This is a genomic window from Chryseobacterium sp. Leaf201 (assembly GCF_001421435.1).
Classification (GTDB): Bacteria; Bacteroidota; Bacteroidia; order Flavobacteriales; family Weeksellaceae; genus Chryseobacterium.
Window position 1 is genome coordinate 18,615 of sequence record NZ_LMKA01000075.1, and the last position, 19,252, is coordinate 37,866.

9 protein-coding genes are annotated in these 19,252 nt (G+C 39.1%); 4 read left to right on the top strand and 5 right to left on the bottom strand.

Annotated features, from left to right (window positions below; translation table 11 throughout):
- Positions 1-72 precede the first annotated feature (72 nt).
- The 3 genes from ASE55_RS10920 to argS all read left to right on the top strand — a co-directional run bounded on the left by ASE55_RS10920 (position 73) and on the right by argS (position 6,597).
- Positions 73-3,090, top strand: coding sequence for a SusC/RagA family TonB-linked outer membrane protein (locus ASE55_RS10920; protein ID WP_056219197.1), 3,018 nt, complete (start codon positions 73-75; stop codon positions 3,088-3,090).
- 17 nt (positions 3,091-3,107) lie between these two features.
- The gene (locus ASE55_RS10925) at positions 3,108-4,724 is read left to right on the top strand and encodes a SusD/RagB family nutrient-binding outer membrane lipoprotein (RefSeq protein WP_056219200.1); all 1,617 of its coding nucleotides are present in this window, start codon (positions 3,108-3,110) and stop codon (positions 4,722-4,724) included.
- A gap of 112 nt (positions 4,725-4,836) precedes the next feature.
- Positions 4,837-6,597, top strand: a complete 1,761-nt coding sequence (argS, locus tag ASE55_RS10930; RefSeq protein ID WP_056219202.1) for an arginine--tRNA ligase — start codon at positions 4,837-4,839, stop codon at positions 6,595-6,597.
- A 54-nt stretch (positions 6,598-6,651) separates the two neighbouring features.
- Here argS and ASE55_RS10935 read toward each other — a convergent pair whose 3' ends face one another.
- The 5 genes from ASE55_RS10935 to ccoN form a co-directional block, all read right to left on the bottom strand.
- On the bottom strand, positions 6,652-7,599 hold the full coding sequence (locus tag ASE55_RS10935; RefSeq protein ID WP_056219205.1) for a YihY/virulence factor BrkB family protein: 948 nt from the start codon (positions 7,597-7,599) through the stop codon (positions 6,652-6,654).
- Between the two features lie 10 nt (positions 7,600-7,609).
- The gene (locus ASE55_RS10940) at positions 7,610-9,937 is read right to left on the bottom strand and encodes a BamA/TamA family outer membrane protein (RefSeq protein ID WP_056219207.1); all 2,328 of its coding nucleotides are present in this window, start codon (positions 9,935-9,937) and stop codon (positions 7,610-7,612) included.
- Entirely contained in the window at positions 9,937-14,973 is a 5,037-nt protein-coding gene (locus tag ASE55_RS10945) for a translocation/assembly module TamB (protein ID WP_082474494.1), read from the bottom strand. Before ASE55_RS10945 ends, ASE55_RS10940 begins: the two co-directional genes overlap by 1 nt.
- A 291-nt stretch (positions 14,974-15,264) precedes the next feature.
- Positions 15,265-16,152, bottom strand: a complete 888-nt coding sequence (locus ASE55_RS10950; protein WP_056219210.1) for a cbb3-type cytochrome c oxidase N-terminal domain-containing protein — start codon at positions 16,150-16,152, stop codon at positions 15,265-15,267.
- A 15-nt stretch (positions 16,153-16,167) separates the two neighbouring features.
- Complete coding sequence (gene ccoN, locus ASE55_RS10955; protein ID WP_056219213.1) at positions 16,168-18,447, bottom strand: cytochrome-c oxidase, cbb3-type subunit I; 2,280 nt, start codon at positions 18,445-18,447, stop codon at positions 16,168-16,170.
- A 190-nt stretch (positions 18,448-18,637) separates the two neighbouring features.
- Between ccoN and ASE55_RS10960 the strand changes: the two genes are divergently transcribed.
- Positions 18,638-18,937: a helix-turn-helix domain-containing protein gene (locus ASE55_RS10960; RefSeq protein WP_056219216.1), complete on the top strand. Its 300-nt coding sequence runs from the start codon at positions 18,638-18,640 to the stop codon at positions 18,935-18,937.
- The last annotated feature ends 315 nt before the right edge of the window (positions 18,938-19,252 follow it).

Here is a 19,252-nt window from a genome sequence, read left to right on the forward strand (position 1 = left end):
TTAACAAAATATTTGGTTACTTTAAGAAAGTTTTACATATTTGCAGATAATAAAAAAATAATCAATTTAAATATGAAGAAATTAACAGCAAGTGTTCTTTTAGTTGTTGTGTCTTCCTCTTTTGTATTAATGAATGCACAAAATACAAAGAATGACACAGTTATAAGGGAGCAAAGTATTGGTGAAGTTGTTATCACTGGTGCTCTTGGTTTAAAGAAAAAGTTAGATGCTCAAACATCTTCTGTTTCTGTTGTAAACTCTGATGCTTTGACACAGGCAAATAATCAAAATGCAGTACAATCATTAAGCGGCAAGGTAACAGGCTTACAAATTAACCAGTCAAACTCAAGTGTAAACGGATCATTTGATATAAAATTAAGAGGTTCAAGAACAATTTCTGGGTCCACAACTCCACTAATTGTTATTGATGGGGTAATTTCAACTGTGTCAATCTATTCTCAGTTGCCATCTGATGTAATTGAGTCTGTTTCAGTTTTAAAAGGGTTACAGGGAGCAGCTTTGTATGGATCTCAAGGTGTTAATGGAGCTATTATTGTTACTACAAAAAAAGGAACAAGTAATAGAAAAGTTAAGGTAACATTAAATAATGGTATAGATTTTGAAAATATAGCTTTTTTGCCGGCAAGACAAAATAGATATGGACAAGGGTGGTATGGTGAAAGGATTCACGTAGAAAATGGCGCATGGGGTCCTTCGTATACAGATCCTACATATGCTGGTCAATCATTACCTTATGGTATTCCTTTATATGATGTTAATGGTGATGGAGTTATTTCCATTAATGGGAATGATGGAAATACTCCTCAACAAGATATATCTTCATCAATTTATTTACCATTTAATGCTCCTTCAAGTGCTAATAGTAATCTTAGGAAATTTTTTCAAACTGGTACTACATATACCAATGGTGTAACTATTGGAGCCGGTGATGCAAATGGTTATGCATCCTTGTCCTTACTTAGACAAGATAAAGAATTTATCATAATGAATGATAAAAGCAAAAGGACTTCTGCTATATTTAAAGGTGGAATGAAAAAAGATAAATGGACTATTGATGGAACATTTTCATTCTTGAATCAATCAAACAATACTACTCCTGCAGATATATATAGTAATATACTTCAATCTGCTCCTGAAATTGATATTACTAAATGGAGAGGTGCATTGAATGATGACAGAGCATATACATGGACTATGTTTTACCAGAACCCTTACTGGAATATAAAACATCATAGAAGTGCTGTTAAGACTAATAACATTAGTGGTACGGTAAGCTTATCATATAAAGTTAATGATCATATCACAATTATTGATAACGGAACTGGTCAGTTTTCAACAAGTGATGGAAGACAGTGGAGAGACCTTTATTCTGGTTCAACACCAGGGGTAGCAACCATTGCCGGCGTAACTGCTATTAATTCACTTTATAATCAATATAATACAAACTCTACTTATTTTTATAATGATATTATGGCTCAGTTTGATTACAATCTGACAGATGATATTAATTCTAAATTAATAGTAGGATGGAATGTTCAGGATACCTATGGTAAGGGTACCGGTGCAGGAGGGACTAATTTAAATAATGCTGGACTTTATACTGTTTGGAATGTCCTTAATCCTTCACAGCCATATGGTTTTAATGGAACTAACAGCTTAACAAAAGTTAGAAAATATGCAGGTTTTGCAAATTTAGATTTAAATTATAAAGATTATTTATATTTAAATGCTACAGTAAGATCTGAATCCAGTTCTGTTTTTATTTCAAGTGATGCAAATTTTGAAAGTAAATTTAATTATACTTATCCTTCAGTAGGTTTATCATTTATACCTAAAAATGCATTTGAAATTTTCAAAAACAGTACTGTCTTAAGTAGATTTGTTGTTAAAGGTTCATATACAATGGTAGGTAATGATCCTGTTTCTGCTTACGCTATTGAAAATACAGCTGTAGTAGCACCAGGTTTTCCTTTTGGAACAAATCCGTTAAGTTTTATAGTTAATCCGAATCCTACAAGTCCTGAGATTAAGCCGGAATTTGTAACTTCTACTGAATTAAATTTGGGATTAGGATTTTTCAAGGATCGCATCACGTTAGATGCTAACATCTTTAATAATGATACCAAAGATTTGATTACACAAAGAACAACATCAAGCGCTTCTGGTATTTCTTCTCAAAGATTTAATATTGGTAAAATCAGAACGAGAGGTATTGAACTTGATTTAGGGTTTACGCCTATTAAGACGACTGATTTCAGATGGGATGGAAGACTTTCTTATTATGCTGACCAACAGGAAGTATTAGACTTACCAGCAGGAGTTGATGAAGTAGCTCTTTATTCTTCTGGCAATGTTGGAGTTTATGCGGTTAGAGGTGCAAAATATCCAGTGATCAAAGGAACTGGTTACTTAAGAGATGATCAAGGTAGAATTATTGTTGATGAGGCTACTGGTGATCCTAAGGCCACTAATAGTTTTATCAATTTAGGAAATGCAAATCCTAAATATACTTTGACATTTAATACAAATTTCAGATATAAAAATTGGGAGTTATCGGCTACCATGGATTATAGAACAGGCCATCAGTTCTATGCTGATCAAATGTTAAATTTAGCATTTGGAGGATATTTAGAACAGTCTGCTGAATTTGATAGAACCCAAGGAGGTTATGTTATTCCTAATTCAGTTTATCAAAATTCTGCGGGACAATATGTGGCGAATACTTCAATTAAATCAGGAGGAACAGATTACTCTACTTTACCAACGTATTATGGAGGTGTTTACTCTTCAATCGCAGAGAATTTTGTAATCGATGCTACAGCATTTAAAGTTAGAGAATTAGCCTTAAGCTATTCATTGGGTAGAGATATGGTTAGAAGTATTGGTCTCGATGGGTTAACAATTGGTGTATACGCCAGAAACCCTTTCAGAGTATTTTCTAAAGAAAACAGAAACTATGCTGATCCTGAATCAAATGTTTCAAGTGGTAATAATATAATGGGTATTGCAGCGCGAAGTCAATATCCTACAACAAGAATTATTGGATTTAATACTACCATTAATTTTTAACAAAACAATTTAATAAAATGAAAAAACTTTTTATATCATTAATAGCTGCCGGTTCTTTTTTAGTAATGAATTCATGCAGTGAAGATTATTTGGATGTTAATAAAAACCCAAATGAAGCTTACAACAACCAATTGACTCCTAAAGAGAGATTGGCTGCTGCTCAAACAAATATCTTTGCAACACAATATGTTACTCTAAATAGATTTGGTAACCTTATGATGAACGCATGGGTAGGTAATATTTTTCAATATACAGCACCTTTTGATGATGAAATGAAAATGAATGTTACCAGTACTTTTTACAATAATATCTGGGATAACTATTATTTAGGGATTAATAACTTTCAGACAATTATAAATAGTGATAATTCTTCAAAAAGATATTCTGGACATATTGCTGCCGCTAAAGTATTGAAGGCTTATTATATGCAGACCATTGTAGATTTGTATAATGATGCTCCATATAGTGAAGCTTTTCAAGGACAGTCTAATCTGGCTCCAAGATATGATAAAGGTAAAGACATTTATAAAGCTCTTATTAAGGAAGTAGATGAAGCAATAGCACTACTTAATACATTCCCTACAACGGCAACATACTTTAATGCTACAGGTACTGCTGCAGGTACAGAAGGTGTAGAAGATGTAATTTTCAAAACCAATATTGCAAGTTGGAAACAATTAGCTAATACAGTTAAGTTAAAATTAGTTGTAAGGTTATCTAACTGTACTGACCCTGAGGTTATTGCTTATCGTGATGCCGCTTTAGCGACTTTACCTTCTACGGCATCTAGCTATATTTCTTCAGATGTATTGCTTAATCCAGGCTATAGTGCTGCTAATACTGCACAGCAAAATCCTTTGTTTAGAAGCCATGGTGCAGTTACTTTAAATGGCGAAATTAATTCTGGTTACAGGCTTGTACTAGGTTCTGCTCATATTATAGATAATATGTTAGGTAGAGCATCTAGAACAAGTGGCTTAGTTGATACTAGAGTTCAAAGAATGTTTTATGCTAATGTTTGGAATGCATTAGAAGATGCTGAGATCACTCCTGGATTTCAGGGCTATTATGGTTTAGAACAGGGAACGACAAATAATGATAATACAGTAGGAGATTATGTAGGATTAGGACCTAAACAGTTTTTAATTACTAATGCAACAACAGGATCCAGTCAGCCAGGTGTTTTTATGCTAAATGCAGAGTCTCAGTTTCTATTAGCTGAAGCTGCAATACTGTATCCATCGAAATTTACTGGTGCGCAAACGTTCTTTAACAATGGGATCACTGCATCATTTACATATTTAGGATTAACTGCAGCAAACGCAGCAACTTACATTAATAATTCCAATTCAAGACCAAATATAGGTTGGACTGCAAGTACTAATAAGATTGCGGCTATTCAATATCAAAGATGGATTGCACTAACCAATATTAATCCAACAGAGACATTTATTAGTTATAATAAAACAGGTTTCCCTGTTACTCCACTACCCATTAATACTCCGGTGAATTCAAGGCCGACTAGACTTATTTATCCACAGTCTGAATATGTTGCCAACAGTGCAAACGTTCCAAATTTGGTTAAATCTGATGCATTTGGTATTAATCAATACTCACCATTTTGGTTAAAATAATAAACAAAATTTATTATATCAAACCGCCTTCGGGCGGTTTTTTTATTTCCGTATATTTGTATTTCAAAATTTTAAACAAGAAGATCATTACGCGCTTATAAAATAACAGATAATGAATATTAAAAATATAATAGAGGAAAAACTTTCGGAGGTTATTATCAATGTCTATCAGCTGAAAGGCATTCATTTGGAAGTTCAGGAAAATAAAACTGAATTTGAAGGGGATTTTACCGTTGTAACTTTCCCATTGGTGAAGCAGCTGAAGAAGAATCCGGAGACGATCGGAATGGAATTAGGGCAGGCTTTGACTGAGCAGACCGAATTGCTGGAAAGCTTCAATGTGGTAAAAGGCTTTTTGAATGTTAAGGTAAAGAATCAGTTTTTTATAGATAATTTTACATCTGTAGCCGATCAGTTTGATACCATAGAAAAGAAAAATGCTACGGTGATGATTGAATATTCTTCACCGAATACCAATAAGCCACTCCACCTGGGACATATCAGAAATAATTTATTAGGTTTTTCTGTAGCTCAGATTTTGAAGGAAGCCGGGTATGATGTGATTAAGACACAGATCATCAATGACCGGGGGATTCATATCTGTAAATCTATGCTCGCGTGGGAGAAATTCGGAAAGGGAGAAACGCCGGATGTAACAGGAACGAAAGGCGATAAATTCGTTGGAAATTACTACGTAAAATTTGATCAGGAATATAAAAAGGAAATTGCTGAATTAATCAGTCAGGGAATTGCTGAAGAACAGGCAAAAAAAGAAGCTCCTCTGATTAAAGAAGCCCAAAAGATGTTGCTGGATTGGGAGAATGGTAATGAGAAAGTAAGGAATCTGTGGAATGAAATGAATGCCTGGGTCTACGATGGTTTTAATGAAACCTATAAAAGATTAGGTGTCAATTTCGATCAGGTTCAGTATGAAAGCAATACCTATATTCTAGGAAAAGACCTGATTCAGGAAGGCTTGGACAAGGGAGTATTATACCAGAAAGAAGACGGTTCGGTATGGTGTGACCTTACCGATGAAGGACTGGATCAGAAATTATTGCTGCGTTCAGACGGAACTTCTGTGTATATGACTCAGGATTTAGGGACTGCCGTACAACGTTTCAAAGAAAATGATATTAAAAAGCTGATTTATACTGTCGGCAATGAACAGGATTATCATTTCCAGGTCCTGTTTAAAATTCTAGGAAAGCTTGGATATGAATGGGCAGACCATTTGTACCATCTGTCTTACGGAATGGTAGAATTGCCGAACGGAAAAATGAAATCCCGTGAAGGTACCGTGGTGGATGCCGATGACCTGATGCAGGAAATGTATGATATGGCAAAATCCAAATCTGAAGAACTGGGAAAACTAGAAAGCTTTACAGAAGAGGAGAAAGATAACAACTACGAAAATGTAGGAATGGGAGCTTTAAAATATTTTATGCTCAAAGTTGATCCCAAGAAGAAAATGCTTTTTAACCCTGAAGAAAGTATTGATTTTAACGGAAATACAGGACCTTTTATCCAGTATACGTATGCACGAATCCAGTCGCTGTTGGCGAAGGGAAATTTTGAACAGAAAGAAATTACAGCGGTTGAACTAAGCCAGTCTGAAAAAGAACTGATTATGCATATTGCGAACTTCAAGGCAGTAGTTGAAAAAGCTGCAGAAGCTTTAAGTCCGGCTTTGGTAGCCAATTATGTATATGACCTGGTAAAGTCTTATAATTTCTTTTATCAGAGCAATCCGATCCTGAAGCTTGAAGATGAAAACTTAAAGCAGGCAAGGCTGAACCTGTCAGACCTGACTGCTAAAACAATAAAAAAGTCACTGCATCTTTTAGGAATAAATACCGTAAACAGAATGTAAAACAAAAGCCTTCAGAAATTCTGAAGGCTTTTATCTTTTATCAGGTATTGAGAATTATGAATTTTCCTGTTTTACCATTTCATTATTTTCCGTTTTCAGGCTGTCTTCGTACATCTTGGCTTCACTCCATTTGGCGTATTTTGAAGGGATAATTCTATATCCTTTTCTCAGGGCGTAAACCTTCGTATATTCTGCCCCGAAGAACACCAGCATACACGAATAATTAATCCACATCATAATCAAAATCACGGTTCCGGCAGCCCCGAAAGTAGAAGTAGGCTGTGCTGTTCCGAAATAAAGCCCTAACAAAAATTTCCCCAGGGTAAACAGAATGGCTGTCAGGAAAGCACCGCTCCAGACAGGTTTCCATTTAATCTCTACATCCGGCAGTACTTTAAACATTAAAGCAAACAGGAGCATGACGATTCCAAAGCCAATGGCATAATTAATCAGTTCTATAACAAGATAAGTTTCAAACCCAAAATAGGAGGTGATCCAGTTGTTGAAAAAACTGATAACATTAGAGAGAATCATTGTAACCATCAGTAAAAATCCTAAAATAAGGATCATTCCCAATGAATTGGCTCTGTCCATTAAAAATTTAGTCAGTGCTTTCTTAGGCGCTGCCTGTACATCCCAAAGGCTGTTTAAAGAACGCTGAAGCTGGAAGAAAAGCGTAGTGGAACCGAATACCAGAGAACCGATACCAATCACCTTCATGATAATATTCTCCTTATCAATTAAAGCGCCGGCAATCATAGATTCGACACTTTTTGATGCCTCTGCACCCATAACCCCTCTGATCTGCTTGCTGATTTCCCCACTGATGGCTTCCTCACCGAAGAAATAGCCGGCGATCCAGATGATGATGATCAGCAGTCCGGGAATTGAGAAGATGGCATAGTAGGCCAAGCTTGCCGAGTCATTGGATGCCGAAGATTTATTCCATTGTGTAAAAGTTTCCTTTAATGTTTCCCAGAAAAATTTTGCTCTTTTTACCATGTATTGATTTTTAGAAAGGATAACCGATTGCAATATTCAGAATAAGATTATCTCTCCTCCAGTTGGAATCCCCGAAATTGATTTTATCAAAAGCCCATCGATCACCTCTCTGATAATAAGGCACCCGAAGAGGCATTGCCAGGTCAAGCCTTAAAATCAGGATAGAGAAGTCAAGCCTGAGACCAACACCGGCTCCTACGGCCACTTCGCTCAAAAATTCCTTTGAAAACTTCGCACCCGGCCTTTCAATATCTTCATTCACAAGCCATACGTTCCCGGCATCAGCAAAGACAGCGACATTTAGAAACTTATAAAGATTGGCACGGTATTCAGCATTTAATTCCAGTTTGATGTCTCCCGACTGGTCAAAATAATACCCTTCCTGGATCGTCCGCGGATCAAAGCTTCCCGGTCCCAGTGTTCTTGCCCTGAAAGCCCTTACACTGTTGCTTCCTCCCGAAAAAAACTGTCTTGAAAAAGGAATGTGCTCTGAATTTCCGTACGGATATGCCACACCGGCAATAAGACGGGATGCCAGGGATGTTTTCTCATTGAATTTATGATACAGCCTCACATCATTTTCTATTTTGGCATACTGGCTGAACGGAACCCCGAAAATACTTTTCTCTTTGTCTTTTTTTACGTTGGCTCCGGTAATCAGTCCGGTAAGATTTCCCGCAAGGTCTAAAGTTCCCTTATAATACATGGTCGTAGGTTTAGACAGCATGGTATTGGTATACGTATAAGAATAGGTAGGACCGAAGATCAGCTGGCGTTCAACCACCCTCCGCATCGCATCGCTTTTTTGGGAGAGGGAATCATACAACGGTGTGATATTGGCCGGAGACACATAGGTAATATCAAGAATCTTAAGGTCATGTTCCTTACGTACATTTTCTTTCCATACATACCCGAATGAACCGCTGAATGTATTCAGGGTATAATATTCTGTACGGTTCTGAAATTCATAGCCTAAGGTAATATTGGTTCTCGGTACAAAAGCACTTGAAGAATTAAATTTGAAAGGCGCGACAATTCTCGGAATGGAAAGCTGCACATTGGTTCCGGCCCTGAAGATATTTTTGGCATTTTCCGGCCCTCCGATCTGGACATCAAAAGCGCCGTATACAGAAGCTTTAAACTGTTCCGCTCCTTTGAAAAAGTTTCTGTGGGTCCAGTTAAGGTTCAGCTCACTTCCGGCATAGTTGGCGGAGTTGGTCCTTCCTAAAGCTTCCAGGCGGAGAGACTGAAGCTCCCGCGGTGTCAGCAGGTAATAAGCATCAAATTTGTGCAGCAGGGAATCTGAAACCACAAATTCATTTTTCACGAATTTAAAAACACCTAAACTGATCAGCCGGTTCAGCGTAAGGTTATGGTTCGTCCGGTTGTAAATGTCTCCTCTTTTAAAGTACAGTGCCCTGTCGAAAATTTTCGGCTTAAATTTATGTTGAGGATCAATTACATAAATATCATTATGCGCATATTTCTGAAGCGAATCCGGATCCATCGGGACGCTGTATTTCCCCTGTCTTACATCCTGAATATTGTAATTCGGGAACACCACTACCTTATCAATACTGAACTGCTGGGTAGAAAGATCAGGTGTGTTGTCTTTTAACTTTACATTAAGTTCAACCTTATGATTTTTGCTCACCGTACTGTCAGCCTGAACGATAATGTTATCGGGATGGAAATAGTAAAACCCTTTTTCCTTTAAGCTGTTGTCAATCCGCTGCCTTTCAGATTTAATCACATCAAGATCAAAAGGATTTCCTCTTTTCAGAAAGGTTTTATCCGTAATATTCTGGATTTCCTGGTTTACCAATGAAGAATCTTTCTGGAATTTTACATCACTGATCAGGTATCTTGCGCCCGGCCTTACCGTATAAATAACCTGGGCTTTCTTATTCTTTGAAACGGTATCATACGTAGCCGCTGCATTGAAATACCCTTTGTTCTCGGAATAATTTTCAATAATCTCACGGTTGAACTCCCGGTCTACATCCCCTAAAAGAACAGGCTTTTCACCTATTTTATATTTGAGCCAGTAATTGAAGCCTTTTTCTTTTTTCAGTTCTTTGGCAATATTGTAAAAGAAAAGTTTCGGTCTTAATCCTAAAAAAGATGAATTGGGCTTAGGGGTAAGATTGGCTTCCAGGGCAGCCTGCAGATCTTTTTTTTCGTTTTTGGAAATGGTGTCATTTTCAATGTTGATTTTTGCCCCGGTATACAGCATCTGTCCCTCCTGCAGGTATTTCGTGTTGCTGCATGAAAGCGTCACCGAAGCCATTCCGAATGTAAGTATATATCTGAAATATGTCTGATAATTTTTTCTCATTATTTAAATTCTACAACTTGGTTTTGCTTGTTCTTTTTAGATTCTTTCTGATTTTTATTTCTGGATTTCCGGAAGATATCACGGAACTTATCATAATCCAGTGTAATGATAAACCCAAGACCTGTTTCTACGATCTGGCCCTGAAGTGCCACCTGGTATTCGTTCTTACGGTAGGCACGGAGCATATACCTTTCATCTTTGGAAAGGCTGTAATCTACGGTTACGTCGCCCGCAATATTGGTTGTGCTCTCATTCTGGCGGGATTCACCTTCCAGGCCGAAATTACTTCCCACCGAAACTTTAAGTCGGTCATTCAGCAGCCTTTTGCTGATATCTACATTAAGATCGGTTCTTGTATTTTGTGTTCCTGTAGAATAATCTTCAGAAGATTCAAGGTCAAAATTAAGGTCAACCCCTTTAATCAGGTCAGAAGCCAGGTTATTCAGCTGCTGGGAGAGAATCTTACTCACACTCTGCCTTGCCATCATCTCCCCGGAAAGCCCGGCTCCGGACTGGAACGGATTTTCCCCGATGAACCTGTTCAGTAACAATAAAGCAAATACCTGTTTGTTCATTTCAGACTCCTGGGTTCTCAGCTGAGACAGTTTCTGGTCTACGATATCCGTAACGGTGGAAGAAACGGCATTGTTTTTTTCATCCGTGGTAATATCAAAAGTAATCACCGGTTTCAGCAGTTCGCCGTTCATCTTCAGTAATGTATTGAAAGGGATTCTCTGCTTAAACTGATTGAGAATTGCTGAACTTTCCCCGCTTATCTGCTGCTCCACCAGATCAAGCGGCGCTGTTTCAGTTTTATAGACCGCGGTAATATCAAGGTTGGCGGTAGTCGGTTCCCCGGTCCAGGTAATGGTGCTTCCTTTCTCAATATCGAATTTACGTTTCAGTACGCTTACGGTCATTTCATAACTTCCTGATTCCACTTCATAAACGCCTACCAGTGTAGTTTTTCCTGAAGGGTCAATTCCGCCTGTCAGTTCCGCTTCACCCTGAAGTTTTACGAAATCGCCGTTGGCTTTGTCAATAAGTAAAGAAAGCTTGGCTTCTTTGCTCAGTTCAATATTTACGCTTACGTCCATTCCTTTAATCTGGGTCTGGCTGTTTAAAGAATCTGCTTTTACCGTTTTGTTCAGGGCAATCTGGTCCTGATCGATAAACTCCACAATCCCTTCTCTTTCCTGCAGAGTGGGAGAAGATTGGGGAAGTACAAATGTAAAATCTGTATTGTCGGCAACAGAAAGCCTTCCGTCTACTTTCGGTAAATCAAGATTTCCTCTGATACGCAATCCGGCATCAATCGCAAGGATTCCGTACATGATGGCATCATTGGATTTTTCAGAATTTACCACTTTGAAATCTTTGGCGTTAAGATCAAGATTAAATGCAAAATCCCTGTACGTCTGTGTCAGTACCTGTCCGTCAATTACCATCGAATTTCCGTCTTTATCATTGATTTTGAAATCATCAAACTCAATTCCGCGGCTGGTAAAATCAATATCGTCATTCAGTTTCCTGAAATCGCTTCCGGTTTTGGCTATTTCCAGCCCTACATCATTGAATTTCAATGTACCTAAAATATTAGGCTGTGTTGTACTGCCGGTAATTTTCATGTTTCCGGAAATATAGCCTTCCGTATTGGTAATGGCGTTCATGGAGAAACCCTGTACAGATTTCATCTGCAACTGGTTGATGGCCATATTCAGGTCAAAAGTGCTTGATGAAGTATTGTAATCGCCCAGAATCTTAACGTCATTGTTGTTTCCGGATAAGGTAATATCCGCATTTAAAAGATTGGACGGTGTATTGTTTACTTTTACAGCAAGGTTTCCAACCGGGCTTCCGTAGACAATCAGGTCTGAAACATTCAGGTCAGACGTAAAGGTCATTTTTTTCGTTAAGTCACGCAGCTGTGCTGTCCCGTTGATGGTACCTCTTGCCAGAACGGTATCTTTCTTAATCAGCTCGGTAATGGTTTCTATCTTGAAATTTTTCAGTGAAACGTTAAGAGGTGCGTTCGGCGACTGCGTTTCAGACTGCAGAAGGATTTCACTTCCGGCATTTGAGAGCCTGAAATTATCTGCCAGGATTCCGTTGCTGCTGATCTGTATTTTATTGCCTTCTCCCACGGTCCAGTCTGTATAGTTCAATCTCAGTCCATCAGGATTTAATGAAATTTCCGTGATGTCGTTCAGTGATTTTGCATTACCGGCAATCAGGAACTGCGTTTCATCTTTTTCATCTTTGGTCGTAATGTTGTAATTAATAATATTATTCGCGACATCCCCGCCGATATTCACTTTATTTAAAGCGAAGCTTGAGCTTTTTAGTGCTGCGACATTCAGATTATACTGTAAAGCCTGGTTTTCATTGGTTACACGGATCGCAGCATTTTCAATCGAATTTTCGCCATACAGCAACCGCGGGATCTGCCCGTCGATTTCTATTTTCTGCGAATCAGCATCATAATTTCCGGTAAGATTAATGGTCTCGAAGCTTTTCAGTTCCGGTACGAATTTCCGGATCAGATCATCATTCTTAATTTTGGCATTAAAGGTAAAAAACTGCCCTGCCTGGATGGTCTGGCTTTTTGCAGGCTTCTGGAACTGGTAGTACTGATTAACCGTCTGTGACAGTGCTCCGAAAATCTGGGTCAGCTTATATTTACCCCTTAATTCCACATCTGCAATCTGAGAATTGAAAATGATATTGGTGGAATCACTGGTGGAAGACGCTTTCAGGTTGACTTCTTGTATCGGGTATACTTCTTTGGCATCTGAAAAAGCAAAGTCTTTCAGGTTAAGGTATCCGTTCAAGTTATCAGGATCCAGGCTGGTAAAATTACCGTCTATTTTTCCGGCGAGGATCATCGGGTCTTTATAGAATCCGAGCCTGTTAAGGTCTAATTTATTTATATTACCGTTGACTTTCACGGTAGGATTTTTTTCATTGTAGATTCCGGAAGCCGTTAACTGTAAATTGGCATTCGGATCTTTGGAGTTCAGAATAACATGATAGTTGCCGCGTCTTATTTTCCCGGTTAAATTCATGTTCTGGTACCGGTATCCTTTATAAACCGCAGAAGCTACATGGCCTCTCAGGTCGGCATTCGCATTTTTAAAATCAAAGCTTTCCCCTTTCGCATAAATCTGCGCCGAAACGGTTCCGATATCTTTATTCTGAATAATTTTTCCGATCTGAAGTCCCTGAAGGTTCGCTTTCACATCATACAGCTCGCGGTTTTTTCTCCGCATATCCAGCTTGGCGATAACAGCCGCGTTGCCAAGAGTAGAGTAGAGGTTCAGATTGGCATTCACTACTTTCGTGGTTCCTTTTGCCGCTCCTTTAATACTCATGTTGGAAGGAAGGGAAATATTGGAAGGGATGGTATTCTTCGGTACCAGATTGAAGATCGTTCTGGCGGATGAAGATAATTCTGCAATTTTCAGGTCATAGTAGAGGTTATCCGGGTTCATGGCATTCCTTATTCTTCCTGAGGCAGCCACCCTCAACTGGTCTAAACCGGAAACCTTAAGATTGTTGATCAGAAGGTCATTAACGTTCCCTTTTACATTGGCATTCACATTAAGAATGGCATTAGGGTATTTGTTGAAAGGAGCCGTATTGCGTAAAGTAGGAACCAGGTTCAAAATATCGGAAAACCCTATTTTTGAATCTCTGATATCTGCTGAAATCCTTACTGCACCCAGGTTTGAGCTGAGCTGTTCAATAGAATTATAATTCAGGATCACTTCATCACGAAGAACTGTTTTCGGGGTCTGAAGATAAAGGTCTTTCAGATAAGCTTCCTTTTCATTATACACAAAATCAGTATTGAATTTCTGGATATCCAGGCCTCTTGCTTCCTGGATCTCTGCTGAATTTACTGTTCCTGCAAATGTGTTGTTCTGCATTTTAAAGCCTTTCACCTCAATATTCATTTTAGAAAAATTCAGGTGGTTGAAATCCATTCCCTGACGGGTCGGAGCAATAGCTGTATTGTTGTACGCTACTTTTACGTCATTTAAAACCAGCTTTCCGAGCAATAAGCTCAAGGCTTTCTGCTGATCTGAATTTTTTGAAACTTCAGGTTGTTTGCTTTCTTCAGGGTTGGCATTCTGAGCCGGAAGATAAAGGTTGGCATTGATATCAGCGCCTGAAAGAACCACAGTTTCTACACTGTAGGCATTGTTTTCAAGATCAAGCTTGTTTACTTTCGTGCTGAGTTCTTTAAACAGGACTTTGGCAAAAGTCTTGGTATTGTCATCTCCGTAGTCGATATTGAAGTTGGTGAGTTTAATCCCTCTTAAACCCAGCTGCATCGGCTTTTTGTTATTCAGGGAATCTACTTTTTTCTCTACGTTTTTTGAAACTTCCTCTATCAGGTCCTGTTTCAGCTTTAATTTCAGCCCGTCGAGATTGATGTTACCCACTGCATAGGCGTTTTTCTGAAGATCAAATGTTTTTACCCTTGTATCAAAAGATTTGAAGTAAAGATTAATGTCATTTCTGGACTGCTGATCATTAAAAGTAATACCAATGTCTTTCAGTTTGATTTTATCCAGGGAAATAATGAAAGGTTTTGAAGGGCTTTCTTCTTTATCGCTCGTTGCAAAAGCATCCAGGATATAATCAAAATTGAATGTTCCGTCAGGTTTTCTTACAACATTTGCCCGCGCGCCTTCAAGGTCTACTGAGGTGATGTCTGCCGTTGAGCTGATCAGTTTCATCATGTTCAGCCCTACATCCAGCTTTTTAACGGCTAAGAGCGTATCGATATTCTGACCTTTTAAATACAGGTCTTCCATAACAAGGCTGTTAGGGAATCCTATGTAAACCCTTTCCAGGCTTACTTTTGTTTTGATTTTTTTCTCCAGATACACCACCAGCCTGTCTTTGACAAAATTCTGGACGACCGGAAGTCTTAAACTAAGGATAAGCAGCGTAAGAAAAACCAGAATGGATACAATGGTTATTGCAAAACGCTTAAAGAATTTTCTTTTGTTAAATTTCAGTTTCAAGAGTGATTGGGTTTAGAACAAATATAATAATACTAATTTTACTAATTATCTGTTGTGGTACCCTTTGTGAGTGCAAAAATCCTGCCTTGACTGCCTGTTATGGAATTTAGTTGAATAACTATGTAGTGAATGAGTTGATGAAGACAGCCAAAGACCGGATTTGAGTTGTTAAAAACCCCCTTTTATCATTTTTATCTATGTTGAAAAGGTTTTAGCAAAAATGAAAATTCAATATAAGTTCAGTTGTTTAAAAGGGGGTATAGCATGGTTTAAATATGCTGAGATAATAATTTAATAGCTTGTGTTTTCCCACTGCACGGGCTTTCCCTGCGGAACGGCACCACCTTCGGCAGGCGTAACAGGTTTTGTTTCCTGGTTGATGTGATAGATGTATGCGGCTATTTTTTCTGCATCCCTTCCTGTAATGGTTCCTTCTTTGATCATGGGACGCATGGCAGGATTATTCGGTGAACCGTTTTCCAGCATCCAGAAGACATTTTTGAATAAGCTTTTTTCCTTGATATTGACCCAGTGCGTATCCGTCAGGTTCGGCCCGATTCCGCCTTTCGCCCCTTCTCCATGGCAGGTTACACAATTGGTTTTAAAAAGTTCCTGGCCTTCGGATACATAGTCTGCATTGTATTTTGCAGATTCCAGTGTGATCTGAGGCGCGGTTTTTTCAAATGCTTCAATGGAAGCCAGCATGACTTTGGTTTCATCGTTCAGTTCAGCTTCGGGGTGGGCATAATCGGTGAATGCAAATGCCGCCATATACACCGCGCAGAAAATAAATCCGAAGTAGAACAGTCCGAGCCACCATTTCGGAAGGGAGTTGTCAAGTTCCGTAATCCCGTCAAAACCGTGGTCAATCAGGATGTCTTTTTCTTCCGTAGCCGGCTGTTTCTTGAAAGCCGAGTTCCAGAGTTTCTGAAAATACGGTGTGCTCTTTTCCTTGAGGTACCGTGCTTTTTCTTCATCACATAGCCGGGTAAAATTCTGGTTTTCAATCAGGTCACCGATAGAATTTACAATAAGAAGCAGGATTACGGCAATGGCCATCATTCCCCAGAAAAAAGGAGAAGTAAAGTATCCTGAACCGGGCGCGAACATTTCGAACGCCATAATGGTTAAACCAATGGTGACAAGGATATATACGGAAACGGGAGTTCTTGTTTTCATGTGAATGGATTTAAATTATTCTGCACTTGCCGTCTGGATCTGTGTGGTCTTAATATCGGTTCCCAGTCTTTGCAGATAAGCAATCATGGCGATAATTTCTCTCTGCTCAAGCGGTATGAATGCACTGCCTTTTGTTGCTTTATCGGTCTCCACCTGCTGTTTCACATCCGTAGCTTCGGCATAAATTCTTTTTACAATCCCTTCTGCCTGGTGGTCTGCCCACTGGTTGGCGGAATCAATCTGGGATTTTGTATACGGAACATCAAAATAATTTTTCATGAGCTTCATTTTATCTATCATCTGCTTTTTATCCAGTTTATTCGTGATCAGCCATGGGAAACGCGGCATAATAGATCCGGCAGAGGTAATCCTTGGATTATACATGTGCTTGAAGTGCCATGAATCCGGGTTTCTTCCGCCTTCCCTCTGAAGATCCGGCCCCGTCCTTTTTGATCCCCAAAGGAATGGCCGGTCATAAATGAATTCTCCTGCTTTGGAATACTGTCCGTTCTTCCCTTCAAACCTTACAATTTCGTCACGGAACGGCCTGATCATCTGTGAATGGCAGGCGTTACAGCCTTCCCTGATGTATAAATCCCGGCCTTCCAGTTCCAATGGAGAATAAGGTTTTACGGCGGTAATGGTCGGGACACTCTGTTTTAACGTTAAAGTCGGGATGATTTCTACCAGGCCTCCGATGGCAATGGTAATAAAGGCCAGTATTGCCATAAGTCTTGGCGTTCTTTCCAGCCAGAGATGGAGTCCTTCGCCTTCTTTTCTTCCGTTTCCTATATTTGCTAGAGCAGGTGCTTCTGCGGGAACATCTTTCTGGAAAGAGCCGGCTTTGATGGTTTTGATGACATTCACCACCATTAAGACGGCTCCAGACAGATAAAATAAACCGCCTAAAAATCTCATTTTATAGTAAGGGATAATAGCCGTAATCGTATCCAGCCAGTTTTTCCAAACCAGGGTTCCGTCCGGGTTGAACTGCTTCCACATCAATCCCTGGGTGAATCCTGAGATATACATCGGAACCGCATAGAAAATAATCCCTAACGTTCCCAGCCAGAAATGCCAGTTGGACAGTTTTTTAGACCAGATCGGTGTTCTCCACATCACAGGAATCAGGTAATAAACAATACCGAATGCCATAAATCCGTTCCAGCCTAATGCTCCGATGTGTACGTGCCCGATTACCCAGTCGGTGTAATGCCCGATTTTATTTAAAGATTTGGTGGCGAGCAGCGGCCCTTCAAAAGTGGCCATTCCGTAACAGGTAACCGCTACAACAAAGAACTTAAGGATCGGGTTTTCCCGAACTTTATCCCAGGCTCCTCTTAAGGTCAACAATCCGTTCAGCATTCCTCCCCATGACGGAGCAATCAGCATAATGGAGAAACCTGTGCCTACTGCCTGTGCCCATGCCGGAAGCGAAGTATACTGAAGGTGGTGCGGACCAGCCCACAGGTAGACGAAGATCAGTGACCAGAAGTGAATAATGGATAATTTATAAGAAAAAACGGGCCTGTCGGCGGCTTTCGGTAAGAAATAATACATCATGCCAAGAACCGGTGTGGTCAGTACGAATGCTACTGCATTGTGTCCGTACCACCACTGTACCAAAGCATCTTTTGTCCCCGCATAAATGGAGTAGGATTTCCAGGTGGTAAATGATAAAGGAACCTCTAAATTATTAAAGATATGAAGCATGGCCACAGCGATCCAGGTTCCGATATAGAACCAGATCGCTACATATAAATGCCGTACCCTTCTTTTGGCAATGGTCCCGAACATATTGATCCCGAAGATCACCCATGAAACAGTAATTAGAATATCAATCGGCCATTCGTGCTCGGCGTATTCTTTCGAGGTATTGATTCCCATCAGGAAAGTAATCACAACACTGATGATCATGATCTGCCAGGTCCAGAAATGGATCCATGATAGAGTATCACTGTACATCCTGGTTTTCAGCAGCCGCTGCATGCTGTAATAGGCTCCGCAGAAAAAGGAATTGCAGACAAACGCAAAAATAACGGCACTGGTATGCAGCATCCTGATCCTTCCGAATCCCAATGCGCCCTGGGTATTAATAAGCCCTTGAATGTTTCCTGATGAAAGGCTTTTGATTGTGGTGTCATCCGTTCCGAACAGAAATTCCGGAAGCTCCGGATAGAAAAGCATCAGGGCAGCCGTAAGTCCGAGTAAGAACCCTACAAGACCGAATGCGATTGTCGCATAGAGGAATGCCCTGACAATGCTGTTGTCATAACTAAATTGTTGCGTCTCCATAATTCCAATGTATTGCACTGAAGTGATATTTGCTCTGAAACAGAAGTTTTTAGGTGCATAATCAGCCTGAAATCCTGTTGAAAATAAATATCATGTAGCGTGGTAATGTTTTGACAAAGGTATTCACTAACTTTGTGGAACTCTAATAGGTATACTTCTAAAATATACCGAAAACTACTAAAGGAAAGAGATGAAAATTTGTGGTCAGAATATCAGGAAAATCAGGAGGAGTAAGGATCTTACCCAGGAATACATGGCTTTTGAAATGGGTATTTCCCAGAAAGCCTATTCTGATATTGAAAATTCCAAGGTAAAAATCAACCTCGATATCCTAACAAAAATCTCCGCAATCTTGGAGATTAGGCCTTCCGATATCTGCAGCATTTCGGATCAGTGTGCGGGCGGTGATCATGTGTATGAAGATAAATACCACGGCCTGGTAGAGTATATGAAAAAAAACGGATTGGATGTTCCGAAGGAGTTGTTGTAATTATAATCTTTATACTGTACTGTAAATAAATTGTTTACAGTTTTCTTATTTTTTTTTCCGAAAATTTTTAAAATAAACTTTAAACACGTCAAGTTTTGACGCTGTGCCCTGATACATTTGTGTTATAATAAAAATACGAATATTATGATAACACTATTTCAAACGCTTAATTGCTTTGTTAAAAAGAAGCAATCTCAATCCTTAAAGTTTATTAACAAATTAATTATCAAACTATTAAAATAGTATTAAATTTTACTTCTGCGTGATCTTATTCACTTTTGGATGAAGTAATTTAATATATTTGATTTAATCAAA

Excerpts from the sequence above, each read along its gene's own strand:
- ASE55_RS10920 (WP_056219197.1), top strand. The coding sequence starts at position 73 with ATGAAGAAATTAACAGCAAGTGTTCTTTTAGTTGTTGTGTCTTCCTCT.
- ASE55_RS10925 (WP_056219200.1), top strand. The coding sequence starts at position 3,108 with ATGAAAAAACTTTTTATATCATTAATAGCTGCCGGTTCTTTTTTAGTA.
- argS (WP_056219202.1), top strand. The coding sequence starts at position 4,837 with ATGAATATTAAAAATATAATAGAGGAAAAACTTTCGGAGGTTATTATC.
- ASE55_RS10935 (WP_056219205.1), bottom strand. The coding sequence starts at position 7,599 with ATGGTAAAAAGAGCAAAATTTTTCTGGGAAACATTAAAGGAAACTTTT.
- ASE55_RS10940 (WP_056219207.1), bottom strand. The coding sequence starts at position 9,937 with ATGAGAAAAAATTATCAGACATATTTCAGATATATACTTACATTCGGA.
- ASE55_RS10950 (WP_056219210.1), bottom strand. The coding sequence starts at position 16,152 with ATGAAAACAAGAACTCCCGTTTCCGTATATATCCTTGTCACCATTGGT.
- ccoN (WP_056219213.1), bottom strand. The coding sequence starts at position 18,447 with ATGGAGACGCAACAATTTAGTTATGACAACAGCATTGTCAGGGCATTC.
- ASE55_RS10960 (WP_056219216.1), top strand. The coding sequence starts at position 18,638 with ATGAAAATTTGTGGTCAGAATATCAGGAAAATCAGGAGGAGTAAGGAT.